The organism is Tumebacillus permanentifrigoris (genome assembly GCF_003148565.1).
GTDB lineage: Bacteria > Bacillota > Bacilli > Tumebacillales > Tumebacillaceae > Tumebacillus > Tumebacillus permanentifrigoris.
Map to the genome: position 1 here is coordinate 160,672 of NZ_QGGL01000010.1, position 25,433 is coordinate 186,104.

22 protein-coding genes are annotated in these 25,433 nt (G+C 57.0%); 20 read left to right on the plus strand and 2 right to left on the minus strand.

The features are described 5' to 3' along the window. Nucleotides 1-49 precede the first annotated feature (49 nt). The gene (locus tag C7459_RS13015; protein WP_109689744.1) at nucleotides 50-883 is read left to right on the plus strand and encodes an enoyl-CoA hydratase-related protein; all 834 of its coding nucleotides are present in this window, start codon (nucleotides 50-52) and stop codon (nucleotides 881-883) included. A 39-nt stretch (nucleotides 884-922) separates the two neighbouring features. Beyond that, nucleotides 923-2,452: an acyl-CoA carboxylase subunit beta gene (locus C7459_RS13020; RefSeq protein ID WP_109689745.1), complete on the plus strand. Its 1,530-nt coding sequence runs from the start codon at nucleotides 923-925 to the stop codon at nucleotides 2,450-2,452. Between the two features lie 95 nt (nucleotides 2,453-2,547). Here C7459_RS13020 and C7459_RS13025 read toward each other — a convergent pair whose 3' ends face one another. Beyond that, nucleotides 2,548-3,717: a cytochrome P450 gene (locus C7459_RS13025; RefSeq protein ID WP_109689774.1), complete on the minus strand. Its 1,170-nt coding sequence runs from the start codon at nucleotides 3,715-3,717 to the stop codon at nucleotides 2,548-2,550. Nucleotides 3,718-3,846: 129 nt separating this feature from the next. On the opposite strand from C7459_RS13025, the gene C7459_RS13030 reads away from it, so the two are divergent. From C7459_RS13030 to C7459_RS13040, 3 genes are all read left to right on the plus strand, one after another. Beyond that, complete coding sequence (locus tag C7459_RS13030; protein WP_170119450.1) at nucleotides 3,847-4,944, plus strand: GTP pyrophosphokinase; 1,098 nt, start codon at nucleotides 3,847-3,849, stop codon at nucleotides 4,942-4,944. Beyond that, on the plus strand, nucleotides 4,941-5,858 hold the full coding sequence (locus C7459_RS13035) for a ketopantoate reductase family protein (RefSeq protein ID WP_170119451.1): 918 nt from the start codon (nucleotides 4,941-4,943) through the stop codon (nucleotides 5,856-5,858). The genes C7459_RS13030 and C7459_RS13035 overlap by 4 nt, the downstream gene beginning before the upstream one ends. A 388-nt stretch (nucleotides 5,859-6,246) precedes the next feature. Continuing rightward, on the plus strand, nucleotides 6,247-6,708 hold the full coding sequence (locus tag C7459_RS13040) for a helix-turn-helix transcriptional regulator (protein WP_109689748.1): 462 nt from the start codon (nucleotides 6,247-6,249) through the stop codon (nucleotides 6,706-6,708). A gap of 236 nt (nucleotides 6,709-6,944) precedes the next feature. Here C7459_RS13040 and C7459_RS13045 read toward each other — a convergent pair whose 3' ends face one another. After that, nucleotides 6,945-7,286, minus strand: coding sequence for a winged helix-turn-helix transcriptional regulator (locus C7459_RS13045; RefSeq protein WP_109689749.1), 342 nt, complete (start codon nucleotides 7,284-7,286; stop codon nucleotides 6,945-6,947). 142 nt (nucleotides 7,287-7,428) lie between these two features. Between C7459_RS13045 and namA the strand changes: the two genes are divergently transcribed. The 15 genes from namA to C7459_RS13120 all read left to right on the plus strand — a co-directional run bounded on the left by namA (nucleotide 7,429) and on the right by C7459_RS13120 (nucleotide 25,423). Further along, entirely contained in the window at nucleotides 7,429-8,448 is a 1,020-nt protein-coding gene (namA, locus tag C7459_RS13050; RefSeq protein ID WP_109689750.1) for an NADPH dehydrogenase NamA, read from the plus strand. A 312-nt stretch (nucleotides 8,449-8,760) separates the two neighbouring features. After that, a complete protein-coding gene (gene mraZ, locus C7459_RS13055) occupies nucleotides 8,761-9,192 on the plus strand; it encodes a division/cell wall cluster transcriptional repressor MraZ (protein WP_109689775.1) in 432 nt (143 codons plus the stop codon). A gap of 14 nt (nucleotides 9,193-9,206) precedes the next feature. Beyond that, nucleotides 9,207-10,154, plus strand: a complete 948-nt coding sequence (rsmH, locus tag C7459_RS13060; protein ID WP_109689751.1) for a 16S rRNA (cytosine(1402)-N(4))-methyltransferase RsmH — start codon at nucleotides 9,207-9,209, stop codon at nucleotides 10,152-10,154. Between the two features lie 37 nt (nucleotides 10,155-10,191). Beyond that, nucleotides 10,192-10,581 carry a cell division protein FtsL gene (locus C7459_RS13065; RefSeq protein ID WP_109689752.1) on the plus strand — a complete coding sequence of 130 codons (390 nt, stop codon included), beginning with the start codon at nucleotides 10,192-10,194 and terminating at the stop codon, nucleotides 10,579-10,581. Then, complete coding sequence (locus tag C7459_RS13070; RefSeq protein WP_109689753.1) at nucleotides 10,581-12,800, plus strand: PASTA domain-containing penicillin-binding protein; 2,220 nt, start codon at nucleotides 10,581-10,583, stop codon at nucleotides 12,798-12,800. The genes C7459_RS13065 and C7459_RS13070 overlap by 1 nt, the downstream gene beginning before the upstream one ends. A gap of 151 nt (nucleotides 12,801-12,951) precedes the next feature. Further along, the gene (locus C7459_RS13075) at nucleotides 12,952-14,862 is read left to right on the plus strand and encodes a stage V sporulation protein D (protein ID WP_109689776.1); all 1,911 of its coding nucleotides are present in this window, start codon (nucleotides 12,952-12,954) and stop codon (nucleotides 14,860-14,862) included. Between the two features lie 72 nt (nucleotides 14,863-14,934). Beyond that, on the plus strand, nucleotides 14,935-16,419 hold the full coding sequence (locus tag C7459_RS13080; protein WP_109689754.1) for a UDP-N-acetylmuramoyl-L-alanyl-D-glutamate--2,6-diaminopimelate ligase: 1,485 nt from the start codon (nucleotides 14,935-14,937) through the stop codon (nucleotides 16,417-16,419). Next, nucleotides 16,416-17,846 carry a UDP-N-acetylmuramoyl-tripeptide--D-alanyl-D-alanine ligase gene (locus C7459_RS13085; protein ID WP_109689755.1) on the plus strand — a complete coding sequence of 477 codons (1,431 nt, stop codon included), beginning with the start codon at nucleotides 16,416-16,418 and terminating at the stop codon, nucleotides 17,844-17,846. The genes C7459_RS13080 and C7459_RS13085 overlap by 4 nt, the downstream gene beginning before the upstream one ends. A 32-nt stretch (nucleotides 17,847-17,878) precedes the next feature. After that, nucleotides 17,879-18,844, plus strand: a complete 966-nt coding sequence (gene mraY / locus C7459_RS13090) for a phospho-N-acetylmuramoyl-pentapeptide-transferase (protein WP_109689756.1) — start codon at nucleotides 17,879-17,881, stop codon at nucleotides 18,842-18,844. Between the two features lie 13 nt (nucleotides 18,845-18,857). Beyond that, the gene (gene murD / locus C7459_RS13095) at nucleotides 18,858-20,243 is read left to right on the plus strand and encodes a UDP-N-acetylmuramoyl-L-alanine--D-glutamate ligase (protein WP_109689757.1); all 1,386 of its coding nucleotides are present in this window, start codon (nucleotides 18,858-18,860) and stop codon (nucleotides 20,241-20,243) included. 42 nt (nucleotides 20,244-20,285) lie between these two features. Then, nucleotides 20,286-21,386, plus strand: a complete 1,101-nt coding sequence (gene spoVE, locus C7459_RS13100; RefSeq protein ID WP_109689758.1) for a stage V sporulation protein E — start codon at nucleotides 20,286-20,288, stop codon at nucleotides 21,384-21,386. Between the two features lie 182 nt (nucleotides 21,387-21,568). Beyond that, complete coding sequence (gene murB, locus C7459_RS13105) at nucleotides 21,569-22,492, plus strand: UDP-N-acetylmuramate dehydrogenase (RefSeq protein ID WP_109689759.1); 924 nt, start codon at nucleotides 21,569-21,571, stop codon at nucleotides 22,490-22,492. 5 nt (nucleotides 22,493-22,497) lie between these two features. After that, nucleotides 22,498-23,766, plus strand: a complete 1,269-nt coding sequence (gene murA / locus C7459_RS13110) for a UDP-N-acetylglucosamine 1-carboxyvinyltransferase (protein WP_109689760.1) — start codon at nucleotides 22,498-22,500, stop codon at nucleotides 23,764-23,766. A gap of 113 nt (nucleotides 23,767-23,879) precedes the next feature. Further along, nucleotides 23,880-24,671, plus strand: coding sequence for a cell division protein FtsQ/DivIB (locus tag C7459_RS13115; protein WP_109689761.1), 792 nt, complete (start codon nucleotides 23,880-23,882; stop codon nucleotides 24,669-24,671). A gap of 2 nt (nucleotides 24,672-24,673) precedes the next feature. Then, nucleotides 24,674-25,423: a DUF881 domain-containing protein gene (locus tag C7459_RS13120; protein WP_109689762.1), complete on the plus strand. Its 750-nt coding sequence runs from the start codon at nucleotides 24,674-24,676 to the stop codon at nucleotides 25,421-25,423. Nucleotides 25,424-25,433: the final 10 nt, after the last annotated feature.

Here is a 25,433-nt window from a genome sequence, read left to right on the forward strand (position 1 = left end):
CCCCATGCGGGAAGCGCCTGGCCGCTTTTTGCATGGGAGGTATGGCTCAATGCCGTTTGACAAAAGCATTCGCAACTTCCGCGAGGTTCCGCTTGCCGAGGAGAAAAAAGGCCTCGTGCAAGTCGCCATCGAGGAAGGCATCGCCACGCTCACTTTGAACCGAGTGGAAGCGCACAACGCCCTGTCCGTCGAAATGTTGGAACAGTTCCTCGATGCGCTCTACTCGCTCAAATTTGATCCAGACGTCCGCGTGCTCGTCATCACAGGAGCGGGCGAGAAATCGTTCTGCGCAGGTGCTGACCTGATCCAACGCGGTCAGATGGATATGCCGCAAACCCGCCAGCACATCAACCTGATCCGCACGGCGGTCAACGAGCTCGACCTGATGCCGCAACCGGTGATCGCGGCTGTGAACGGCGTGGCATTTGGCGGCGGGATGGAACTGGTCTTGCCAGCCGACATCCGTGTCGCATCTCCAAATGCCAAGTTCGGCTTGACCGAAGTCGCGCTCGCGATCATTCCGGGGGCGGGCGGCACGCAACGCCTGCCGCGTCTGATCGGTGTCGCCAAAGCGAAGGAACTGATCCTGACAGCACGGCGCATCGACGCAACCGAAGCGGAGCGCATCGGTCTCGTCAATACCGTCGTCCCGCAGGACGAGCTGTTGAACAAAGCCTATGAACTGGCGCGTGAGATCACGAAAAACGGCCCGATGGCGGTCCGCCAAGCCAAACTCGCGATCAACAAAGGGATCGAAGTCGACCTCGCGACCGGGCTTTCCATCGAGCAAAACGCCTACGAAGTGATCCTGCCGTCCCAAGACCGGGTCGAAGGATTGCGCGCCTTCAAGGAAAAGCGTCCCCCTGTCTACAAGGGCGAATAGAAATCGGAAATCGTAGGGATCTGGAAGGAGCCATAAAACATGTCTTTTGATCAAACGCTCGCAGAGCGCGTAGCCCGCATCAAGCAAGGTGGCGCGCCGAAATACCATGACAAAAACGCCGAATCTGGCAAGCTGTTCGTCCGCGATCGTCTGCGTCTGCTGTTCGATGACGAGTTCATCGTCGAGGATTCGATGTTCGCCAACTTCATGGCGGGCGATCTGCCGGCAGACGGTGTCGTCACCTGCCTCGGCAAAGTCGGCGGCCGCACCGTTGCGGTCATGGCCAACGATTCCACGGTCAAAGCGGGCTCCTGGGGTTCCCGCACCGTTGAGAAGATCATCCGCATCCAAGAGACGGCGGAGAAGCTCAACGTCCCGATGATCTACCTCGTCGACTCGGCGGGCGCTCGGATCACCGACCAGATTCAGATGTTCCCAGGTCGTCGCGGCGCAGGCCGAATCTTCTACAACCAAGTGAAATTCTCCGGTCGCATGCCGCAAGTCTGCGTGTTGTTCGGGCCGTCTGCAGCAGGGGGCGCGTACATCCCGGCGTTCTGTGACATCGTGATCATGGTCGACAAAAACGCATCGATGTACCTCGGCTCCCCGCGCATGGCGGAGATGGTCATCGGCGAAAAAGTCACGCTCGAAGAGATGGGTGGCGCACGCATGCACTGCCAAGTCTCCGGTTGCGGTGACGTGCTGGCGAAAACCGAGGAGGACGCGATCAAACAAGCGCGTCACTACCTGAGTTTCTTCCCGCAAAACTACAGTGAGATGCCACCGGTTGCTGAAGCCCTCGACCCGGCGCAGTTCGAGAAATCGATCGCCGAGATCATCCCGGCGAACCAAAACGCACCGTTCAACATGCTCGACCTGATCAACCGCCTGATCGACGAAGGCTCTTGGTTCGAAGTCAAGAAGCTGTTCGCACAGGAATTGATCACCGGACTGGGCCGCATCAACGGCAAAGTGGTCGGGATCATCGCCAACCAGCCGAAAGTCAAAGGCGGCGTGCTGTTCGTGGATTCCGCAGACAAAGCGGCGAAGTTTATCACGCTCTGTGACGCGTTCAACATCCCGATCCTGTTCCTCGCGGACGTACCAGGCTTCATGATCGGGACGAAGGTCGAGCGCGCAGGGATCATCCGCCACGGTGCGAAGCTGATCTCCGCGATGTCGGAAGCGTCTGTGCCGAAGATCTCCGTCGTCGTCCGCAAAGCATACGGTGCAGGCCTCTACGCGATGGCAGGCCCGGCATTTGAGCCGGATGCATGCCTGGCACTCCCGTCCGCTTCGATTGCGGTCATGGGCCCGGAAGCAGCGGTCAACGCGGTCTACGCGAACAAGATCGCGGAACTGCCGGAGGAGGAGCGTGCGGCGTACATCGAAGCGAAGCGCGACGAGTATCGCCAAGACATCGACATCTACAAACTGGCGTCGGAGATGATCATCGACGGCATCGTCGACCCGAACGACCTGCGCAACGAGTTGGTTCGCCGCTTTGAGGTCTACACCAGCAAGTACGCACCGTTTACAGATCGCAAACACCCGGTCTACCCGGTATAAGTCAAAAAAGCCCGCACCACGAGCAACGTGGAGCGGGCTTTTTTCACAGGACGCAAGCAAAAAGAGCCCTTCCCGCAACGGGGGGCTCTTTTTTACTAGATCGTGACGGGCAACCTCTTCAAGCCTGAGACAATCGGGCTCAATCCGATGCTGAGTTTGGCATCCTGCTTCAACTTCATCTGCGGGAAGCGCTCGATCAGGGCTTGCATCGCAATCCGGCCTTCCAGTCGGGCGAGCGGGGCTCCGAGGCAGAAGTGCGGGCCGTTCCCGAAGGCGATGTGCGGGTTCGGGGAGCGGTCGATGACAAACTGTTCTGCCTTCACAAATTTTGCGTCATCGCGGTTTGCAGAACCGATCCACGCGATCACTTCCGCACCCGCCGGGATCACGACACCACCGATTTCCACCTCTTGTGTCGTGAAGCGATTCATCGATTGCGCTGGCGAGCGGAATCGCAGACCTTCCTCAATCGCGGACGGCAGCAGTCCTGGCTCGCGGACGAGGTGTTCCCAGATCTCCGGGTGCTCCAGCAAACTTTGCATCGTGTTGCCGATCAAGTTCGTCGTGGTCTCGTTGCCTGCGACCAACAGCAGGAAGGCAAATCCAAGCAACTCCGGGACCGTCAGTTTCTCCCCGTCGACTTCGGCGGCGAGCAGGGCGGTGATCAGGTCATTTTTCGGTTCGATCGCACGGGACTGGATGACTTCTGCGAAGTACGCCCCAAGCTCCTGGGTGACAGTGTGACGCAGAGCTAGATTCTGCTCGATCGTTTCACCCGCTTCAAAATCGACGCCTTTGACGACGATGTCCGACCAGTGCTTGAATTTTTCGCGGTCTTGGTTCGGCACCCCGAGCATCTCCGCGATCACGATGACCGGTAGCGGATAGGAGAAGTCGCGGATGATGTCAAACTCCGGCTGGTCAGCCACTTCATCGAGCAGTTCCTTCGCAATCTCCGAGATGCGCGGGGCGAGGGCGTCGATCGCTTTCGGTGTGAACGCTTGGGCGACCAGTTGGCGGTACTTCATGTGTTTGGGCGGGTCCATGTTGATAATGCTCTGCGACGTCAGTTCTTCGCCTTGGCGTTGCGAGGAGAAGTTCGCATAATCGGACAGCACGCGCTGGACGTCTTCATAGCTGAACACATCATACGCGTTGCGTTCTTCGTCAAAGTAGACCGGTGCGTTGGCGCGCATCTCAGCGTACCAATCTACTGGGGAAGCGGCTTGGAGCCAGCCGCGGGACGGGATGATCAGAGCAGGCATGGTTTGCAAGAAAAAACCTCCGTTCTCAAATAAGTGAGAGTTGATATGTAAAGGTGTTTACACCTGTTATGCTACGCTTATTCTCCTGTAGATGCAATGCCTCGACAGGAAATAAAAGGTTGCGTTATCATGGGAGACATGAACACAGACGGAGTGGAGGAACCGCAGATGATTGAAAAAGAAAACCAGTCGCCGATCCTCGCCGAATACGACCGCGAGATCGGGATCTATACGGACTTTAGCAACAAATTGGAAGTGCTGATTCAGGAGTTGTTAAAGCAACAGGGTATCCGCGTCCATTCGATCACCGCCCGCTGCAAGGACCGCAAGAGCTTGCAGGGCAAGATCGCCCGATCGGACGGCAAATACAGTTCGCTCAGCCAAGTGACCGACATCGTCGGCCTGCGCATCATCACCTATTACAATGACGAAGTTGATGCAATCGCCAAGCTGGTCGAGCAGGAGTTCGAACTCGATGTGCAAAACTCGGTCGACAAGCGCGAACTGCTCGACCCTGATCGTTTCGGCTATCTGTCGTTGCACTATGTCGTCAAACTGCCAGAGAAGCGACTGGCGCTGACCGAGTATGCGCGGTATGCCGGGTGCAAGGCGGAGATTCAGGTGCGTTCGATCCTGCAACACACGTGGGCGGAGATTGAGCACGACATGGGGTACAAAAGCAAGCAGGCGATCCCGAAGGACATTCGCCGCAGTTTTTCCCGGCTGGCCGGACTGCTGGAGATCGCGGATCTGGAGTTTGCGAAGATTCGCGACTCGCTACAGGAATACGAAAACGATGTGCAGGAGCAGATACTGGACGAGCCGACCGCCGTGTTGATCGACCAAGCATCCTTGAAGTCTTACATCAGTACCAGCGAGGTCGTGCAGGAGTTGGACGAGCAGATCGTCTCGTATTCTGGGGCATTGTTGCAACATAACGATCTGTTCGTCGGGGCCTTGGTGGACAAGTTGCATTTCTGTGAGCTGCACACGATCTCCGACATCGACAACAAATTGAAGGAACACCGCTACCTGATCGTGGAGTTCGCCAAGCAAGTCTTCCGCGAGAAGTGGATCGAAGTGATGAGCATGGGCCTATGCGTGCTGTACCTCTGCAACATCCTCGTCGCGAGTCAGGATTCGCTCGACCTCCTGCGCACCTACATTCCAGACGAAGAAGTGGCGCGGGAGATCCTGCTGTATTACAAGCAGGCGGTCGGGATATGAAGATCGCCATCGTCGGCGCTGGTGCCATCGGTCGGCTGCTCGCTGGGATGCTCGTCTCGGGCGGGCATACACCGTTGCTGATCTGCCGCCGCGCGGAGCAAGCGGCGGCTTTTGGGCAGGAGGGGTTGCAATTCTTCGATTTGGCGGGGCAGGAGCAACGTGTGGAAGTGAAGGCTTGCACAGGGCGCGTGCCCGCTGATGTCGACGCGGCCCTCCTCACCGTGAAAAGTTACGACACCCGCACCGCCGCCCAACTCCTGCCGAGGTCGATGCCTGTACTTTCCCTGCAAAACGGCCTTGGCAACGGCGAAATCCTCGCGGCTCATCTCGACCCCGCACAGCTCGCGATCGGGCTCACCACGCACGGAGCCACATCTGAGGGCAACACCAAGGTCTTCTACAAGGGCGCTGGCCAGACGGTCATCGGAGACTGGCTCCCCACATCGGAAAAAAACAGCCCTGCCCACTGGTGGGCGGAGCTGTTTACCTCCTGTGGACACGCGGCTACCGTCAGCCCGGACATTCGCACGGAAGTTTGGAAAAAGGCGATGGTCAACATCGGCATCAATCCGTTCACCGCGCTGTACAACGTGCGCAATGGCGAGTTGCTGGAGAGCCCGTCGTTGCTGCGCGTGATGCGTCTCACCGTCGAGGAAGCGGAACGAGTGGCAAGCCTTGGTGGTGTCGCCTTGGAGAACAGCATGGAACGCGTGCTCGACGTCTGCCGTCACACCGCCGCCAACACATCGTCGATGCTCCAAGACCTGCACAACGGTCGCCCGACGGAGATCGAGTCGCTGTGCGGCGTGATCGAGGCAGTTGGCAAGCAACAGGGCATTGAAACCCCGTACAACACGATGCTCCTCGAACTCGTGCGCGAGGCAGAGCGGAGGCGAACAAAAAAGGCACCCTGAGCGCAGGGTGCCTTTTTCCTGAAAAGCGGTCGATCATCTGCTACTTGTGCGGGGTGTCCCGCAGAAATTTTTTCACTAATGTTCACGGATTCGTCATAGAGTAATAACGTTTACTATTTACAAATGTCGTAGAGTTTATTAAAATAAAAATCATGGAAATCGGAACACTTCCGATCATTGCTCTGTGGTTCCGTGCAAACGGTTGTCTGATGCCTCCCCTTTATCAGACCACAGAGTTTCCATACTTTTTGTTCGTTCTGATATGACCCCATTGAGCAGACCGATGTGTCGGATGACACTTCGGTCTCTTTTTTATGGTATCGGCTTGTAATTTTGCGTTTTTCGTGTAATATTACACTATAAGAGTAATCGTGGAGGGTGGTGCGAAATGGAACCGCATGAGTTTGACCGCATGATCTCCGAGCGGGCGCGAACGATCCGCGCGGAGGCCAATGTGACGCAGGATCGGTTTGCTGAGATGATCGGGATTTCCAAAAAGACGCTGGTCGAGGTGGAGAAGGAGCGCAAGACTTTTGGGTTTTCAACGGCGGTGACGGTGGCGGTGTTGTTTCGCAACGGGGAGATCGTGCAAAACCTGTTCGGGGATGCTGTGCTGGAGATCATTGACCTCTGTGCGCGCCAAGGAGCGGTCAAACCTTGGATCAAGACGCTCGGCGGGCATCTGTTCTGGACGCTGTTCCTCGAACATGACGGCTACCGGATGCAACACAACCGTGTTACCGGTCACTACCGGGTGCTCGACCCGGAGAACTACCGTATCTATTACTCCTTTGACAAGGAAGAAGTGCGCCAACGCTTCCATGAGGTCGCATTTGAAAAAATACAATAACCCCAGGTCAGGGACGGAGCCGAGCCGCTCGCACCGCATCGGTGGGAGAAAGTGGTGGCGTTGTGTGGGTAGGAACTTCAAGTTGTGGAGTTCTGCACCACTGCATGCAGGCGATACACCGTGTGCAGTGGGGATTTGTGGGGGAGATGTGGACGCACGCACAGGGTATATAAACAACAAAAAACCCTGATCCTACACGCAGGTGCGTTGGGGATCAGGGTCTCTTTTCGATTTGATTATTCGACGGTCTGCTCTTCATGGCACTGGCGGTTGGCGTAATGTTGCGTTCCCCACAGGCGCAGGGCATCCAACACGCTGGTTAATGTCTTCCCGCTCTCCGTCAGCGTGTACTCCACGCGCGGCGGAATTTCCGGGTAGATCGCACGGTTGATGATCCCATGCTCCTCCAGTTCCTTCAGCCGATCAGTTAAAAGTTTCGAGGAGATCGGCAAGGACGCGGCGATCTCAGAAAAACGCTTCTTGCCATCGAACAGCTCACGAATGATCAGAACGGTCCACTTTTTGCCGATCACGCCGAGCGTCACTTCGATCGGACAGCACGGATTCAATTCAGACATTGCGCTCGCTCCCTTTTCAAGTGTTTCGTTAGTTTTAGTATAACACATTCTTTCCGTAAGATATCTTACTTTACTATGGAAAGTACTTTGTTATCTTGTGTACATTGCAGATTCCTACATAATGGAAAGGGGCAGTTGAAGGATGGCAGGTTTGTTGGATTCGTATACAATCAAAGGTTTGACTTTGAAGAATAGAATCATGATGTCACCGATGTGCCAATATGTCGCGAACACGGACGGTACGGTGAGCGACTGGCACTTCGTCCATTACGGGGCGCGTGCGATTGGCGGAGTGGGACTGATCATGTTGGAAGCCAGTGCGGTGGAGGCGCGCGGACGCATCTCGATGCACGATATCGGCATCTGGTCGGACGATCACATCGCAGGTTTGCGGCGCATCGTCGACTTCGGTCATCAGTACGGGGCGAGCATGGGGATTCAGATCGCGCATGCCGGTGTGAAAGCAGAGACCGATGAGCCCAATGTAGCCCCCTCCGCGCTGACGCATTTCCCGCGCTATACGGTTCCACAGGAACTGTCGGTGGCCGAGATCGGTGAAATCGTCGAGAAGTTCAAAGCGGCGGCCGTGCGAGCCGTCCAAGCTGGATTTGACACGGTGGAGCTGCATGGGGCGCACGGGTACTTGTTGAACGAGTTCCTCTCGCCGCTGACCAACAAGCGCACCGATGAGTATGGCGGCACGTTGGAAAACCGCCTGCGTTTCCCCTTGCAAGTGATCTCTGCGGTGAAATCGGTGCTGCCGGTGGAGATGCCGTTGCTGATGCGCGTATCGGCGTCCGAGTACTCGGAGGAATCGTACAGCCTCGACGAGATGGTGAGCATGGTGACTGCGTTCAAGGAAGCGGGCGTGGACATGGTGGACTGCTCCTCAGGTGGCGCATTGCCTGTCGCACCGCCCGCGATCTATCCAGGCTACCAAGTGCAATTCGCCGAGGCGATCAAGCGCGGAGCAGACATCCCGACGATCGCGGTCGGCCTGCTCGACAACCCGGCGCTCGCGGAAGAAGTGGTCCGCAACGGACGTGCTGACCTCGTGGCGATCGCGCGCGGCCTGCTGCGCGATCCGCACTGGGCGAAAGTAGCGGCGCTTGCATTGAAGGCTGAACTCGAACTGCCAAGTTCCTACGCACGAGCTTATTAAGAGGCGTTATCCAAAAAAGGGCGCACCCCCACGGGTGGCGCCCTTTTTTTGTCGATACAGGTCAGGTTTTGCAAGGGCGCAGAGGCTTTTCTACGGTTGTCCTGTGACCTGCGAACGTATGTACGAATACCAGAGTCACGGATGCGAACATATGCTCTGGGGCTTTGGAACCATTTTAAACTACAAGTCGAAAAATATGCCAATCCCTCCAGATTTACAGCAGGAAATCATTTGTTCAAAACGAATACCCATCAACAGTGGTGGAAAGTGGGGGAAAGTGGAGCACTTTTCCGCAAGGTGGGTGAAAAGGCAATGTTCATGGGGGAATATCAACATAGCGTTGATGAGAAAGGTCGCCTGATCATCCCGGCGAAATTTCGGGATGCACTTGGGGATAGCTTTGTTGTGACCCGTGGATTGGATTCCTGCCTCTTTGTATACCCACGAAGCGAGTGGGAGAGTCTAGAGGCAAAGTTGAAGACTCTGCCATTTACACGAGCAGACGCCCGTGCGTTCAGCCGCTTTTTTTTCTCAGGAGCGACTGAGAGCGACCTCGACAAGCAAGGCCGCGTCAACATCCCGAACCATCTACGAGAATACGCCAAGTTAACCCGGGATTGTGTTGTCATCGGCGTGTCCAACCGCGTTGAGATCTGGGGCAAGGAAGCTTGGGATACGTACTGTGCCCAATCTGCTGACTCGTTCGCTGAGCTTGCGGAAAAACTAATCGATTTCGATCTGTAGGAGTGTTTATACTTATGTCCGAATCAACCACCTTTCATCATGTGTCCGTATTTGCCAACGAAGCTGTGGAGGCTCTGCAACCGGAGCCTGACCATATCTATGTGGATTGCACGCTCGGAGGTGCAGGTCACTCGGGGCGCATCTTGCAGGCTAGTTCGCCGACCGGCCGCTTGATTGCCATCGACCAAGACCTCACCGCGATCGCCAATGCTAAGCAAGTCCTCGCCCCCTACGAAGGGCGGTTCACGATCGTCCATTCCAATTTTCGCCGATTAGCAGACATCGTGGCCGAACAGGGACTCTCCGGGGTGGATGGGGTATTGTTTGACCTCGGCGTCTCCTCGCCGCAACTCGACGAAGGAGAACGTGGATTCAGCTACCAGCATGATGCGCCGCTCGACATGCGCATGGACAAAACACAACCTTTCAGTGCGCACGACCTGGTCAACACGTGGAGTCAGGATGAGATCATGAAGATCCTGTACGAATACGGGGAAGAAAAATGGTCGAAGCGCATTGCCGAATTTATCGTCAAGGAACGTGCGAAGGCACCGATCGAGACGACAGGACAGTTGGTTGACATCATCAAGGCGGCCATTCCCGCCGCTGCACGCCGAGAAGGAGGCCACCCGGCCAAGCGGACCTTCCAAGGGATCCGCATCGCGGTCAACGACGAGTTGAACGTCTTCGCCGAGGCGATTCAACAAGCAATCGACGTCTTGAACCCTGGAGGTCGGGTCGCGATCATCACCTTCCACTCTTTGGAGGATCGAATGGCAAAACAAGCCTTGCAAGAGGCGGCTCGCGGGTGTATCTGCCCGCAGGAATTGCCAATCTGTCAGTGTGACAACGAACCGCGTGTCAAAGTGATCACGCGCAAACCGATTGTCCCCTCCGAGGAAGAATTGGCGCACAACCCAAGGGCTCGTTCCGCCAAACTGCGCATCGCCGAGAAGCTGTAACCAGCGCGAACTTGGGGAGAAGGGAGCAATTCCAACGATGTCAACATACCAAGACAATCTCGCGCGGACGCTGCCACAACAGCAGCCCGCGCCACAATATCAGCCACAAAAACAACACCAGCCCGCACGCAGCCCTCAACAAAAGCAGGAGGCGCGTGAAAAAGTCAAATGGCTGTTCACGGTGGTGTTCTGCCTCTCCATCGCCATCTCGTTGGCGGGTCGCTATGCTCACATGGTCAGTCTCAACTACCAATTGGAGTCTGAGCGCCACAACTTGCAGACGATGAAGGACCAACAGTTGAAACTCGAACAACAAGTGCTCCAGATGGAAGCGCCGGAACGCATCAAAAGCGTCGCGACCAACCAACTGGGCATGAAACAAGTCGATGAGCACAAGATGGTCATCGTGCAAGGGAGCAAGAACTGATGAACCCACAGGAACGGACTTTCCGCAAGCGTTCGAAGCTGTTGCGCTTCGGTCTGCTCGTCGGCATGTCGTCCCTGGTCCTGCGCCTTTTTTACGTGCAAGCGGTCGAAGCGAAGTCGCTCGTGGTGGATGCCCAGAAATGGATCAAAACCGAAAAGGACATCGTCGGAACACGCGGGGCGATCTACGACCGCAACGGGCAGAAGCTCGCGTTTACCGGGGTTGCCTATGACCTCAACGTCGACCTCGATGCCTTCCGTCCATCCAAAGGCAAGTCCAAAGTCGATGTGCCAGAGGAGTACGCGAAGTTTCTCGCGCCGTTGCTAGGTGCCACCGAAACGGAGTTGCTCGGCTACATGAAAAACGACGACACCTCTGTACATGGGGTCGGACTGGGACCGAAGGGACGCAAAGTGGACGCGAGCGTTTTTGAAAAAATCGAAGCGGCGCACAAGGATCAGAAATTCCTCGGCATCACGACCAGCCGTGTGGACATCCGCCGCTATCCAAGCGGTAGCACGGCGGCTCATGTGCTCGGGTTTTATGGCATCAGTGGTGACAGTGACAAAGAGGCTGGCCTCGCTGGGGTCGAGGCGGTCTATGACAAGCAGTTGCTCGGCGTTCCGGGACATATGGAGTACTTCACCGATGTCGATGGCTATCCGCTGCCAAACTTCGAGCCTCAGATCACCAAGCAGCCGACCGACGGCAAGGATGTCGTGCTGACCATTGACGGAACGATCCAACATTTCGTCGAGGATGAACTGGACAAGATCGTGCAGAAGTATTGGCCCAAGCACGCGACCATCATCGTCGCCGATCCGAACAATGGCGAGATCCTCGCGCTGGGCAACCGACCAACGTTCAAGCCGGCGGAGTATGCCTCTGCTGATCAGGAAGCGCTCTGGAACAACTGGGCGTTGCGCTCGTTCGAGCCAGGTTCCACGTTCAAGACGTTCGTAATGACCGGGGCGCTGGCGGAGAACAAACTGAACTTGGCGGAGACGTTCCAATCCGGGGCGATCACCGTCGATGGGATGACGGTCCGCGACTGGAATGAAAAGGGCTTCGGGACGATCTCCTACCGCGAAGCGGTGTACAATTCCTCCAACGTCGGCTTCGTGAAGATCGGGCAGAAACTTGGCAAGGACTCGCTGTTCAACTATCTCTACCAATTCGGGTTCAACAAACCGACGGGCATCGACTTGCCGGGCGAGGAGAACGCGTCGCTTTTTGATCCGAAAAAAATGAGTGATATCGACCTCGCCTCGACTTCGTTTGGACAAGGGGTCTCCGTCACGCCGATTCAGCAGGTGGCGGGGATGATCGCGGTCAGCAATGGCGGCAAAGTCTACCAACCGCACGTGGTCAAGGAATTCCGGGATCAAAAAACCGGGCAAACGGTCGAAGAAGTCAAGCCGAAGGTTCTGCGCGAAGTGGCGAACCCGGAAGTCTTCAACACCGTGCGCCAAGTTTTGGAAGAGACGGTGCTCTACGACGCGAACAAGATCGACTACATCCGCGGTTATCACGTGGCGGGCAAGACCGGGACGGCACAGGTTCCGAAACCGGGCGGTGGCTATGAGGACGACAAGTATCGGCTGTCCTTCACCGGGTTCGCTCCGGCGAACAACCCGAAGGTCTTGATCTACGTCTCCGTCGATCAGCCTACGCGCAATGCGCCGTTGCAGTTCGGTTCCACCGTTGCCGCTCCCAGCGGGAAAGTGGTGTTGGAGCAGACGCTGCGCTACTTGCAGGTGCCCATCGACCCGAACGACAACACCGTCAAGGACAAAAACAGCAAGCCGGACGACACCGCCGCGAAACCGGTGGAGCCGAAAACGTTTGTGAAAGTGCCGGATCTGATCGGTGCAACGAAGGATCAAGCCAACGATCTGATCAAGCAAAGCGGCCTGCAGATCCAAGCGGTCGGTGACGGACCCAAAGTCACGGGGCAGTGGCCGGACATCGCGTATGGTCAAGTGCCAGAAGGGACGGAGGTCAAAGTCTATTTCGGCCCCGAAGGGATCAAGGACGGAAAAGTGAAAATGCCCGACCTGCGCGGCCTCTCGATGCGCGAAGCGATGGAGACGATGTCGCTTTTGCAGCTACAGATGGAACCGAATGGTTCCGGCTATGTGACCAAACAAGGCACAGCGCCTGGGACGATGGTCCCGTTTGGCACCTCGGTCAAGTTGGATTTCTCCCCGCAGTCTTGACGCTGCGGGTTTTCTTGTGTTTAATGGACGGCGGACGCACACGGTCAAGCTGGGTTCTTGTACCTCTTTTTCCTGCATATTTTTAGCGTAGTACGGAAAAGGAGGTCTGGCTGTGCAACTGTTGTCCCAAGTCACTCTGCGAAAACGACTGATGATCGTCCTTGCTGGGCTGGCTGTTGTGTTCCTCGTGCTGATTTTGCGACTGGGCTACATACAGATGATTCAGGCGCCGTGGCTGACTGAGCAAGCGGAAGACCTTTGGCGGCGCAACATCCCAGTCGAACCGAAACGTGGCAGTATCACAGACCGCAACGGCGAAGTGCTGGCCTACAACGGCAGTGCGCCAACCGTGGTGGTGATTCCCGCACAGGTGAAGGACAAGGCGGGAACGGCCGAGAAACTCGCGCCAGTGCTGGAAATGCCCAAGGAAAAAGTCCAACAACTCATCTCCAGACGCACGCTGTTGGTGTACCTCGCCCCCGGTGGTCGCAAAGTCACCGACGAGAAAGCCAAACTGGTGCGCGACCTCAACCTCACGGGCATCTATGTCACCGAGGAGGGCAAGCGCTACTACCCAGATGATGGGCTGGCGGCGCACATCCTCGGGTTTGCCGGCGTCGACAACCAAGGTTTGACCGGCGTTGAGTCTTGGTACAACAACCGATTGGAGGGCAAGCCCGGACGGATCTCGTTCTTCGCCAATGCGCGCGGGGAGGAGATGCCACAGGAGGACGACGAGTACGTAGCTCCGCAAAACGGGCAGAGCCTGACGCTGACGATCGACAAAGAGATTCAGACGTTTGTTGAGCGTGAAATCGAAAATGTCAACGCAACGTACAACCCCGACGGGGTCATGGTGATCGTCGCCGACCCGAAGACCGGTGAGATTCTGGCGCTCGCCAATTCTCCATCGTTCAAAAACGGCAGCTACCGGAGCTACCCGCAGGAGACGTACAACCGCGACCTCGCGATCTGGAAAAACTTCGAACCCGGTTCGACGTTCAAGATCGTCACGCTCGCAGCGGCTCTGGAGGAGAAGAAAATCACGCTCAACGATCCGTTCTACGACCCAGGCTATTACACCGTCGGCGGGCGCAACATCCGCTGTTGGAAAGCGGGCGGGCACGGACAAGAGACGATGCTCGACGTCGTTGAGAATTCCTGCAACCCAGGCTTCATGCTGATGGGTCAGAAACTTGGCAAGGAAAAACTTTTCGACTACATCAACAAGTTCGGCTTCGGTCAGAAGACCGGGATCGATCTGCCGGGTGAAGGCAAGGGCATCCTCTTCAACGTGAACAAAGTCACCCCGGTCGACCTCGCGACCACTTCGTTTGGGCAAGGGGTCTCGGTCACACCGATTCAGCAGGTGATGGCCGTCTCAGCTGTAGCCAACGGCGGGACGCTGTATAAGCCGCACCTCGCCAAAGCGTGGAGCGACCCGGAGACGGGGCAAGTGATCGAAGACATCAAGCCGGAAGCGGTTCGCCGCGTCGTTTCCGAAGACACCGCTCGCCAAGTGCGGGAAACGCTGGAATCGGTCGTCGCCCGCGGGAGTGGTAAAAACGCCTATCTCGACGGCTATCGCGTCGGTGGCAAGACCGGGACGGCGCAGGTTGCGGAAAATGGCGCTTATAAAAAAGGCCATTACATCGTATCTTTTATCGGGATGGCTCCTGTCGACAACCCGCGTCTGGTCGCGTACATCGCGATCGACAACCCGAAGGCTCCCTTGATTTTCGGGGGTGTTATCGCTGCGCCGGTCGTCGGAAACATCCTTGGAGACAGCCTGCACTACCTGAACGTTCCGACGTCCAAAGCAGGTCTGGCGAAGGAATACACCTACTTCGACCCGAAACCGATCGAAGTGCCGCAGATCTCCGGCCTGACGGTCGAGGAAGCGCAAAAGGAAATGTATGGCTCCGGTCTGCAATTGAAAACGGAAAGCGCAGGTCAGGGCAAGTACATCGTCGATCAGTCACCCGCTGCCGGAACCAAGGTGCCAGCAGGTTCGACGATTCGTCTGTACCTCTCCGACCAACCGGCGCAAAAGAGTCCATAGCTTGTCTGAAGACAGGGGAATGGTCCATACTGATTGGTAAGAATTATTCGGAAGTATGAGGAGGAAACGCAGTTGCGGTTGCGCGAGTTGATTGCCCCCATCGTCCTCAAACGCGTCGTGGGAAACGACGAAGTGGAGATTGTGAACATCACGGCAGACTCCCGTCAAGCTGCGCCGGGGACGCTGTTTGTCGCCCTGCGCGGGTATACGGTGGATGGGCATGAGTATGTTCAAAAAGCGGTGGCAGCCGGTGCATCGGCTGTTGTTGTCGAAGAGGAATTTGAAGGGCTTGCAGCACCGCAGGTCATCGTCCGGGACACCCGGGCGATGGCTGCGGTGCTTGCGTCCGTTTTTTATCGACATGCCTCACAGTCGATGAAGGTGATCGGAGTGACCGGCACCAACGGCAAGACGACGACCACATCGCTGATCGAGCGCATCCTGCGTGAAAACGGGCAGGAAACCGGCTTGATTGGCACGTTAAAAGTCAAATATGCCGATGTGGAATACGAGACGGCGAACACGACGCCAGAAGCGCTGGAGCTTCAGCGTATTTTCCGGCAAATGGCGGAGGCAGGCGTCCAGTATCCTGTGATGGAAGTTTCCTCACATGCCTTGGAACTCGGTCGTGTCGCGGGCACACAGTTCCGCACGGCAGTGTTTACCAACTTGACCCAAGACCATCTGGATTACCACGGCTCGATGGAAGAGTATCGCAATGCCAAGGCGAAGTTTTTCTCCCGTCTCGGCAACACCTATGGGGATACGCCGGAGCAGAGCCAATTTGCGGTGATCAATGCCGACGATCCAGCGGCGGCTTTTTTCCACGGGGCGACGACGGCGCAAGTGATCACCTATGGCATTGATCAGGAAGCGGATGTGCGTGCAACGCATGTGCAGGTCGCATCGGACGGCGTGTCGTACCAGTTGGAGACGTTCGCAGGTTCGACGGAATTGAAGTTGCGGATGACGGGCAAGTTCAACGTCTACAACACGCTGGCGGCGATCGCCGTGTGCTTGCTGGAAGGCTTGTCACTGGAACAGATCAAGCGTACTTTGGAAGCTGTGTCGGGTGTTGATGGTCGCTTCGAACGCGTCGATGCCGGACAGAAGTTCGCGGTGATCGTCGACTACTCACACACACCGGATTCGCTGGAGAACGCGTTGAGAACGGTGCGCGAGTTTGCCAAAGGCCGCGTGATGTGCCTCGTCGGTTGCGGTGGCGACCGCGATCGCACCAAGCGCCCGATCATGGCCAAGATCGCCTCGGAGTATGCCGACTTGGCTGTGCTAACCTCTGACAACCCGCGCACCGAAGACCCGGAAGCGATCATCGACGATATGGAAGTTGGGGTCGCAGATGTGGAGCAAAACCGCTACGTCCGCATCACGGACCGCGCCGAAGCGATTCGTTTCGCGATCAAGCAAGCGCAGGCCGATGATGTGATTTTGATCGCGGGCAAAGGCCATGAGACGTACCAGATCATCGGCAAGACCAAAACGCATTTCGACGACCGCGAAGTCGCGGCGGCTGCGATTCGAGGTGAACAGGCATGATCAAGCGGACCGCAGAACAGATCGCTCGCCTCGCAGGTGGGAATCTGGTGCAAGGGGAGGGCGCCTTGCTCGTACACGGGATCGCCACCGACACGCGCAAGGACATGACAGGTCGGCTGTTCGTCCCGATCGTCGGCGAGCGTTTTGATGGTCATGACTTTATTGAAGCAGCGGTCGACCAAGGGGCGACCGCTGCGCTGTGGCAGGCGGGCACACCCGTTCCGGCAAAAGCGCAAGGACTTGCGCTGATCGAAGTCGCGGACACGTTGGTCGGTCTGCAACGCTTGGCAGCCGGCTATCGCAACGAGTTGCAAAACCTCCGCGTCATCGGGGTCACCGGTTCGAATGGGAAAACATCGACCAAAGACCTGCTGGCCTCCGTGCTGTCGGAGCGCTTCAAGGTGCAACAGACGCTGGGCAACCTCAACAACCACATCGGCGTCCCGCTGATGCTCCTGCATCTGGAGGAGGGGACGGAAGTTGCGGTGTTGGAGATGGGCATGAACCACCGCCATGAGATCGCGTTGCTCGCAGAGCTGGCGGCTCCGCTGATCGGCGTGATCACGAACATCGGCGAGGCGCACATCGAGTATCTGGGCTCGCGGGGCGGTATTGCTGACGCCAAGTGTGAGTTGATCGAAGCGCTGCCGCCGAGCGGTAAAGCGATTCTTTTTGGCGACGAACCCCTGCTGCGCGAACGAGCAGGTCTGACCCAAGCGCCGGTGGTGTGGTTTGGCTTCGGGGAAGGCAATGACATCCGCGCAGTCGAAGTGGAGAACCTTGGCATCGAGGGCTCGCGCTTCCAATTGGCCGGGGAAAAGGGAACGTACACGCTCCCCGTGCCTGGCCTGCATCAGCTCGGCAACGCGCTGGCGGCGGTTGCGGTGGGCGAAGAACTCGGCATGACCCGCGAGGAGATCAAGCGAGGTCTCGCTCAGGCGAAACTAACGGCCAGACGCTTTGAAGTCCACCAAGCCAGCTTTGCTTGGCTGGTGGAACCGATCGCGGCAACAAGCCCACAAGGGACCGTCATCGACGATGCCTACAACGCGTCACCCACCTCCATGCGAGCGGCCCTCGCGATGCTTGACGAGATGCCGGGCGGCTACAAAGTCGCCGCGCTCGGCGGTATGCTCGAACTCGGCCCGGACTCGGTGCTGATGCATCGCGAGACGGGCGCCTACCTCGCCAGTTTGCAGATTGCCGAACTGGTCTGCATCGGTGACTTGGCGCTCGACATCGCGGTGGGAGCGCGCGAGGGCGGTTTTGGCGGCCTGATCCATGAAGTGGTCGACAAGCCGCAAGCGATCGAGTACCTTGAAAATGTGCTGACCCATCATGCACAAGACGAAACAGGCGGGGCGATTGTCCTCGTCAAATCTTCGCTTGGAATCGGGCTCGTCGATGTTGTGCGGGCGTTGACCTAAGCTGCGGAGTTACTAGGGGAGGACCAAAGGTCATGGATATCACGATCATGTTGTGGACGACGGGGGTCGCGTTTCTTATCGCGGTGATCCTGGGACCACTATTCATTCCATTTTTACGTCGCCTGAAATTCGGGCAATCGATCCGTCAAGAAGGCCCGCAAAGCCACCAGAAAAAGTCTGGCACGCCGACGATGGGCGGTATGATCTTCCTCGTCGCCTTGACGATCACGACTTTGAAATTCTCAGACCGCGAGTTTGAGACGTATCTATTGCTTTTTGTCACGATCGGCTATGGGATCGTCGGGTTCCTCGACGATTACATCAAAGTCGCGCTCAAGCGCAATCTGGGCTTGAAAGCTCGCCAGAAACTGCTCGGGCAGATCATCCTCGGCGTGGTGTTGTACGTCGTCTTGTATTACGCGGGCATCATCGATATGAAAGTTAACATCCCGTTCATCGACACCCCGCTCAACCTCGGGTTCTTCTACCTGCCGTTCCTCGTGCTGATGGTGATCGGGATGTCGAACGCGGTCAACCTGACCGACGGTCTGGATGGTCTGGCCGCAGGGACGACCGCCATCGCGTTTGGGTCTTACGCAATCCTCGCATGGTGGACGTCGAACATGGAAGTCGCGGTCTTCTGCGCGGCGACGGTCGGTGCGTTGCTTGGCTTCCTCGTCTTCAACGTGCATCCTGCGAAAGTGTTCATGGGTGACACCGGGTCGCTCGCGCTCGGGGGCGCACTGGCGACGGTTGCGATCTTGACCAAGACGGAGATCTACGTGTTCTTGATCGGTGGCGTGTTCGTGGCGGAAGTGCTGTCTGTCATCCTGCAGGTCATCTCGTTCCAGACATTTGGTCGCCGCATCTTCAAGATGTCACCGCTGCACCATCACTTTGAGTTGATCGGTTGGTCGGAGTGGCGCGTTGTCGGCACCTTTTGGACCGTCGGGCTGTTGCTCGCTGTCGGTTCGTTGGCGCTGTACCTGAAACCGTAGGGAGAGACACACAGTGACGTACACAGGACAACAAATTCTCGTGCTCGGTCTGGCGCGCTCCGGCGCGGCGGCCGCACGACTGTTGCATCAACAGGGTGCAAACGTCGTCATCAATGACCAAAAGCCGCTGGCGGACGATCCGTTGGCGGCTGACTTGCAAGCGCTCGGCATCGAAGTGATCGGTGGCGGGCACCCGGAAGGCATCGTTCATCCAGGTCTCGCCCTCGTGGTGAAAAATCCAGGGATTCCGTACCACGCGGCCCCGGTGCGCCAAGCGCTCGAACTAGGCATTCCTGTGATCACCGAAGTGGAGCTGGCGTATCAGTTTTCCAAAGCCCCGCTGATCGGCATCACTGGCTCGAATGGCAAGACGACGACGACGACGCTGGTCGGCAAGATGTTGGAAGCAGCGGGCGTACAGTCGGTCGTCGGCGGCAACATCGGCCTCCCGCTCTCGGAAGTGGCGGAGCGCATGCGTGCTGATCAATGGCTCGTTGCCGAACTGTCGAGTTTCCAATTGATGGGCACCCAAGAGTTCCGTCCCAAAATTGGGGCGCTGTTGAACCTTTCAGCGGCACACTTGGACTATCATGGGACGTTTGAAGCGTATCGCGATGCGAAATACCGTCTGTTTGCGAACCAAGGGCCGGATGACGTCGCTGTGCTGAATTGGGATCAACTAGAAGTGCAAGATGTCGCGCATCATCTCCGTCGCGTGACGGGTGACTCGAGCTGGCAGGAGCCGCTGCGCTCGAAGGTTCTGTATTTTTCCACGCACGACGTGTTAGAGGAGGGCGTTTTTGTCAAGGATGAATACATCCACGCTACGATGAACGGCAAAAACGTCTCGCTCCTCCCGGTGGCCGATGTCGCGCTCGCGGGTGCACACAATCTGCAGAACGTTCTGGCGGCGGCAGCAATCTGCCTCGCAGCAGGAGCCGCGCCCGAGGCGATCGCTGAAGTGGCGCGCACTTTCCGCGGCGTCGAACATCGCACCGAATACGTGACCAGCAAACAGGGGGTCGATTTTTACAACGACTCCAAAGCGACCAACGCCGCAGCGGCGACACAGGCGATCACGGCGTTTGAGAACGTCGTGTTGATCGCAGGTGGACTCGACCGCGGCGTGGACTTCCTCGAACTCGTCCCGATCTTCGAGAAGCACGTCAAGCACCTCGTGGCGATCGGGCAAGCGGCAGACACGCTGCTCCACGTCGCGAAGCGAGCAGGACGAACAGGTGAGAAGGCAGACAGCTTGGAACAGGCCGTGGAGCTCGCAGCGCGGTCTGCAACGGCAGGCGACACCGTCCTGCTCAGTCCGGCGTGCGCATCATGGGACATGTTTGGTTCGTTTGAGGAGAGAGGGAGCATGTTTAAAAAAGCTGTGCATACATTATAGCGATTGGACGAGACCGAGTATCCGGGGGTGACTGTTGCCGTTATGAATGGCAAGATCAAATCGTATCCCGATACGCTGATCATCATTACCACGTTATTGCTTCTGGGGATCGGCGTCGTCATCGTGTATAGTGCCAGTGCGGTGCTTTCCGCCCAAAAGTTTGACGATCAATTCTTCTACGCCAAGCGTCAGTTGATGTGGGCGGTGCTGGGGATCATCTCGATGTTTACGATGATGAACTACGACTACCACAAACTGAGAAGAATCGCCAAACCGCTTCTGATCATCTGCTTCCTCTTTTTGGTCGCCGTCGCCATCCCTGGCATCGGCTCAGTGCGCGGGGGTTCGCGAGCCTGGCTTGGAATTGGCTCGTTCGGCATCCAGCCGTCTGAGTTCGCCAAGCTCGGGATCATCATCTACTTCGCGTACATGTTAGAGCGGACGCAGGATCGGATCTCCGAATTCAAGCGCGGCCTGCTGCCACCGCTCGCCATCGTCGTCTCGGCTGTTGGCCTGATCATGTTGGAGCCTGACCTTGGACAATCTGTTGTCCTGATGGGCACGGCGATCATCATCATCTTTGCCGCTGGTGCTCGAGGCACACATCTGCTCGGTCTCGCGAGTCTGGCGATCCCGGCGTTTGTCGGGTTGGTTGTGGTTGCGCCCTACCGCTTGAAACGGATCTTCGCATTCATGGACCCGTGGGCCTATGAGTTGGATGCTGGCTATCACATCATCCAATCGCTCTATGCATTGGGGCCGGGTGGTCTGATGGGGCTCGGATTAGGGCGGAGTCGGCAAAAGTTCCTCTACTTGCCGGAGCCGCAGACCGACTTTGTTTTCTCCATCCTCGCTGAGGAATTAGGCTTCATCGGTGGCGCGACCGTGCTGCTGCTGTTTCTACTCCTCGTCTGGCGGGGGCTGCGCACGGCGATCACAGCACCCGACACGTTCGGATCGTTGCTCGCTGTCGGGATCACCGGCATGATCGCGGTACAAGTCATCATCAACATCGGGGTTGTCACCGGCTCGATGCCGGTCACCGGGATCACGCTTCCCTTGATCTCCTACGGCGGTTCATCACTTACGCTGATGCTGACCGGGATCGGAATTTTGCTAAACATCTCCAGGCAGACGAGGTGACCTCAAGCGTCCGTCTGGAGCAAAAAACACCGAGCGAGCCGCGAATGTCCGCGGATTCGCTCGGATTTTTTCGCTTCTCTGGGCTGGTGTCACCACTCGTAGGGCTTCCCCATATCATGAGGGTACGAGGCGCGGAGCATCGAGGAGCGAGACTATCTTGTCAGTACGTTGGAGGTACGATGATGAAACGAGAAGAGATCCAGAAGCTATTCATAGGTGAACACGTAGGTGAGGTGTTGTTTGACGAACTCCTGTCCAAACACACTTCGTGGCGCATCGGCGGACCCGCCGACGTGTTCATCCTCCCGACCGAACAGAAGCACCTCGTGCGAATCATGCAACTGACGCACCAACACAGCATTCCGTGGTACGTGATCGGCAAAGGTTCCAATCTGCTGGTGCGCGACGGCGGGTGGCGCGGGGTCGTCATCAAACTGGCTGACAATTACTCCGACCTGAACGTGTCAGGCGACCGCTTGACTGCACAGGGAGGACGCTCCTTCGTATCCGCCGCCCACCATGCGATTCGAAACGGACTTAGCGGTTTGGAGTTTGCCACAGGAATTCCAGGAACCGTCGGTGGCGCGGTGATGATGAATGCCGGGGCGCACGGTGGCGAGGTGAAGGACGTACTGATCGACTGTAACGTGCTCACCCCGGAAGGCGATGTGCAGCACCTGACGCATGCCGAACTAAAATTCGATTATCGCTATAGCGCTCTGAAGGACCAACCGATGCTTGTGCTCGATGCCAGTTTCCAACTGGGCAAAGGGGATGCGCAGGAGATGAGCGAGCGCGTCCGCACATGGGCAAAGCGCCGCCAGACCACGCAACCGCTGAGCATGCCGAGCTGCGGCAGCGTCTTCCGCAATCCGGAAGGCACGCACTCCGGTCACCTCGTGGAAGCAGCGGGACTCAAGGGCACGCGCATCGGTGGGGCACAGATCTCGGAACTCCACGGCAACTTCATCGTGAATGTCGGGGGAGCAACTGCCGCAGATGTCATCGCACTGATCACACTCGTACAACACACCATCGCTGAAAAATACGGACATGACCTTCACCCGGAAGTTCGGATCGTAGGAGACGATTCTATCGGGGGGTGACATGCGTGGAACGCATAGCCATTGAAGGAGGGCATAAACTTCAAGGCTCCGTGCGAGTACACGGGGCCAAAAACGCCGCCCTGCCGATCTTGGCGGCCAGCGTCATGGCGCATGGAGAGAGTATCATCGAAGATGTGCCAAATCTGCAAGACATCCGCGTGATGGTGACGATTCTGCGTCACTTGGGTGCCAAAGTTCATCATGAGGGTTCCCGTTTGCGTGTCGATGCTACCACCTTGACCCACACGGAAGTACCGGAGAACTTGATGCGTCAGATGCGCTCTTCGATTTTTCTCATGGGGCCGATCTTGGCGCGCTGCGGTCAAGTCCGCATCTCGTTGCCAGGCGGCTGTACGATCGGCTCACGTCCGATCGACTTGCATCTCAAAGGTTTGCAAGCGCTAGGCGCACGGATTGAGGAAAAGCACGGCTACATCCTCTGCACCGCCAACCGACTGCGCGGGGCGAACATCTACCTCGACCTACCAAGCGTCGGGGCGACGGAGAACTTGATCATGGCGGCGGTCTTTGCCGACGGTGTGACGACGATCCACAATGCAGCACGAGAACCGGAGATCATCGATCTCGCGAACTACTTGAACACGATGGGCGCGCGGGTGCATGGTGCCGGCGAGGACAAAGTGGTCATCGAAGGCGTGCACCGATTGCGAGGGGCGGAGTACAAAGTCATTCCCGATCGCATCGTGACCGGCACGCTGTTGCTGGCGGCGGCGATCACACAGGGCGAGATCGAACTGACCAATGTGCAACCCGACCACTTGGGGGCCGTAATCTCCAAACTGCAGGAGACGGGTGTGGAGGTTCGCGTGGAGAGCAACCGTCTGCATGTGCGGACGAACGCACGACCCAAACGCATCGAACGCATCCAGACGGCATACTACCCGGGGTTCCCGACCGATTTGCAGTCGCCTTTTATGGCTTTTCTCAGTGTGGCAGACGGGACGTCGGTGGTGACGGAATCGATATTTGAAGGGCGTTACCAACATGTGAGTGAGCTGATGCGCATGGGAGCGAAAATCAAAGTCGACATGCGGACCGCCTTCATCGAAGGGGTACCTGAATTGACGGGGGCGCATGTGGAAGCGACCGATTTGCGCGCAGGGGCGGCTTTGATCCTTGCGGGGCTCGCGGCGAATGGAAAAACCTTCATCGAGAAGGTTCACCACATCGACAGAGGCTACGAGAAGGTCGAGGAAGTATTTGGAAGTTTAGGGGCGAAGATCTGGCGTGAGCGGTCAGACTCGACGTCTTGAAAACCCTTTTGAACGTGTTATAATGGGTGCAAACCCCTAGAACGAACAACGGCGGCATATATGAATGTATATGCCGTTCGATTTTTTTTACGCAAAGGAGCAGGTCTGTTATCATGCACGAAACGCCCTCCACCATCGCCGAGACCTATACAGCCAAGACCCCTGAGCAGACCCGAAAGCGCCGCCCAAATTGGAAGGCGCTGCTTTTTGTTGTCGTATTTTTCTTACTCCTCTTGGTGGCGGGATTTCTGCAATCACCGCTGTCTGCTGTGAACACGATCGATGTAAAAGGCAACCACGAGATCCGCTACGACGAGATCGTGCGTTCCTCTGGAATCAACAAAGGCATGAGTTTCTGGCGCATCTCAACATCCAAGTCGACAGAGGCGATTTTGAAGACATATCCGCTCGTGAAGACGGTCGACATCCAAGTCTCTTGGACGGGCAACGTCGTGATCGCCGTCGTGGAAAAGTCGGTCTCCGGCACCTTGGTCACCGCAACTGGATTTCACAGCATCCTACAGGATGGCACCGCGCTGAACAAGACCGCGAAACCGGCCGATTCGATGCCGTTGATTTCGATGGAGACCCTGCCTGCTGTCAAGCCGGGAGAAGTGGTGAACAGCGAGGATATACAAGCGTTGGCCAAGCAGATCCCGGAAGTGGATCGCACCGTGCTCGACCAGATCTCAGAGGTGCACATCCCGGCCAAGGGTCCCTGGCAGGTCTTCATGCGGGACAAGTTTGAAGTCCGCATCCCAGAGCGGCAGTTTGCTGACAAGATGAACAGCTACCAGAAGTTCAGAAATTCACTGCCAGCCAACACGCCGCCGGGCATCCTGAACCTGTTGGAATCGAACTTTTTACAAGAGTACAAAACCAAGGCCAAGAAGGAAGGAGAGTAGAGATGCCCATAAAAACTGACAAACGGTTGCGTCTGACCGTATCGCTGACTATGATCTCTGTAATCCTCGGCCTGATGCTATCTATGCAATACAAAAACATGCGCGTTACCGCAGAATCGCAAGCCAAACTCCCGCAGATCGACCCTAAGGCACAGTACACGGCCGAACAATTGGGCAGAATCAAGGATGAGAACCAAGGGCTGGAAGAGAGCATCGAGAAGCTGAACAAGGAATTGCACAGCTTGGAAAAGCTCGCGGGCAACGTCGACCAGAACCTCGCACCTGAGATTCGGGATGAATTGACGAAGTACAAGATCATGTCCGGTCTGCTCGCTGTCAAGGGTCCGGGCATCACCTTCACCGTCGATGATAACAAAAAAGACACCCCGACTGACAAAGACGTCCTGCTCTACATCACGCATGACTCCGACTTGCGGATGCTGGTCAACGAGTTGTTCATCGCCGGGGCTGAAGCGGTCTCGATCAATGGTCAACGCATCACGACAACCACCGGCATCATCTGTATCGGTACTGTCGTCAAAATCAACAACCAGCGCGTCGCGACACCGTTTGTCTTGAACGCGATCGGCGATCCGAAAAACATGATCAATGCGCTGGAAACCCGCGGCGGTGTCATCGAGTTGCTGACCCGCCCGGAGAATGGCCGCTACTTGACGATCACTCCGCCTAAGCAAAGCCCCTCGATTACCATACCGGGCTATGCAGGCGACTTCAACGGGATGAAAAAATAGGAGGGTGAGT

Excerpts from the sequence above, each read along its gene's own strand:
- C7459_RS13065 (WP_109689752.1), top strand. The coding sequence starts at position 10,192 with ATGTCAACATACCAAGACAATCTCGCGCGGACGCTGCCACAACAGCAG.
- C7459_RS13030 (WP_170119450.1), top strand. The coding sequence starts at position 3,847 with ATGGGAGACATGAACACAGACGGAGTGGAGGAACCGCAGATGATTGAA.
- C7459_RS13085 (WP_109689755.1), top strand. The coding sequence starts at position 16,416 with ATGATCAAGCGGACCGCAGAACAGATCGCTCGCCTCGCAGGTGGGAAT.
- C7459_RS13120 (WP_109689762.1), top strand. The coding sequence starts at position 24,674 with ATGCCCATAAAAACTGACAAACGGTTGCGTCTGACCGTATCGCTGACT.
- mraY (WP_109689756.1), top strand. The coding sequence starts at position 17,879 with ATGGATATCACGATCATGTTGTGGACGACGGGGGTCGCGTTTCTTATC.
- namA (WP_109689750.1), top strand. The coding sequence starts at position 7,429 with ATGGCAGGTTTGTTGGATTCGTATACAATCAAAGGTTTGACTTTGAAG.
- C7459_RS13035 (WP_170119451.1), top strand. The coding sequence starts at position 4,941 with ATGAAGATCGCCATCGTCGGCGCTGGTGCCATCGGTCGGCTGCTCGCT.
- mraZ (WP_109689775.1), top strand. The coding sequence starts at position 8,761 with ATGTTCATGGGGGAATATCAACATAGCGTTGATGAGAAAGGTCGCCTG.
- C7459_RS13015 (WP_109689744.1), top strand. The coding sequence starts at position 50 with ATGCCGTTTGACAAAAGCATTCGCAACTTCCGCGAGGTTCCGCTTGCC.
- C7459_RS13115 (WP_109689761.1), top strand. The coding sequence starts at position 23,880 with ATGCACGAAACGCCCTCCACCATCGCCGAGACCTATACAGCCAAGACC.
- spoVE (WP_109689758.1), top strand. The coding sequence starts at position 20,286 with ATGAATGGCAAGATCAAATCGTATCCCGATACGCTGATCATCATTACC.
- C7459_RS13075 (WP_109689776.1), top strand. The coding sequence starts at position 12,952 with ATGATCGTCCTTGCTGGGCTGGCTGTTGTGTTCCTCGTGCTGATTTTG.
- murB (WP_109689759.1), top strand. The coding sequence starts at position 21,569 with ATGAAACGAGAAGAGATCCAGAAGCTATTCATAGGTGAACACGTAGGT.
- C7459_RS13070 (WP_109689753.1), top strand. The coding sequence starts at position 10,581 with ATGAACCCACAGGAACGGACTTTCCGCAAGCGTTCGAAGCTGTTGCGC.
- C7459_RS13040 (WP_109689748.1), top strand. The coding sequence starts at position 6,247 with ATGGAACCGCATGAGTTTGACCGCATGATCTCCGAGCGGGCGCGAACG.
- rsmH (WP_109689751.1), top strand. The coding sequence starts at position 9,207 with ATGTCCGAATCAACCACCTTTCATCATGTGTCCGTATTTGCCAACGAA.
- C7459_RS13025 (WP_109689774.1), bottom strand. The coding sequence starts at position 3,717 with ATGCCTGCTCTGATCATCCCGTCCCGCGGCTGGCTCCAAGCCGCTTCC.
- C7459_RS13045 (WP_109689749.1), bottom strand. The coding sequence starts at position 7,286 with ATGTCTGAATTGAATCCGTGCTGTCCGATCGAAGTGACGCTCGGCGTG.
- C7459_RS13020 (WP_109689745.1), top strand. The coding sequence starts at position 923 with ATGTCTTTTGATCAAACGCTCGCAGAGCGCGTAGCCCGCATCAAGCAA.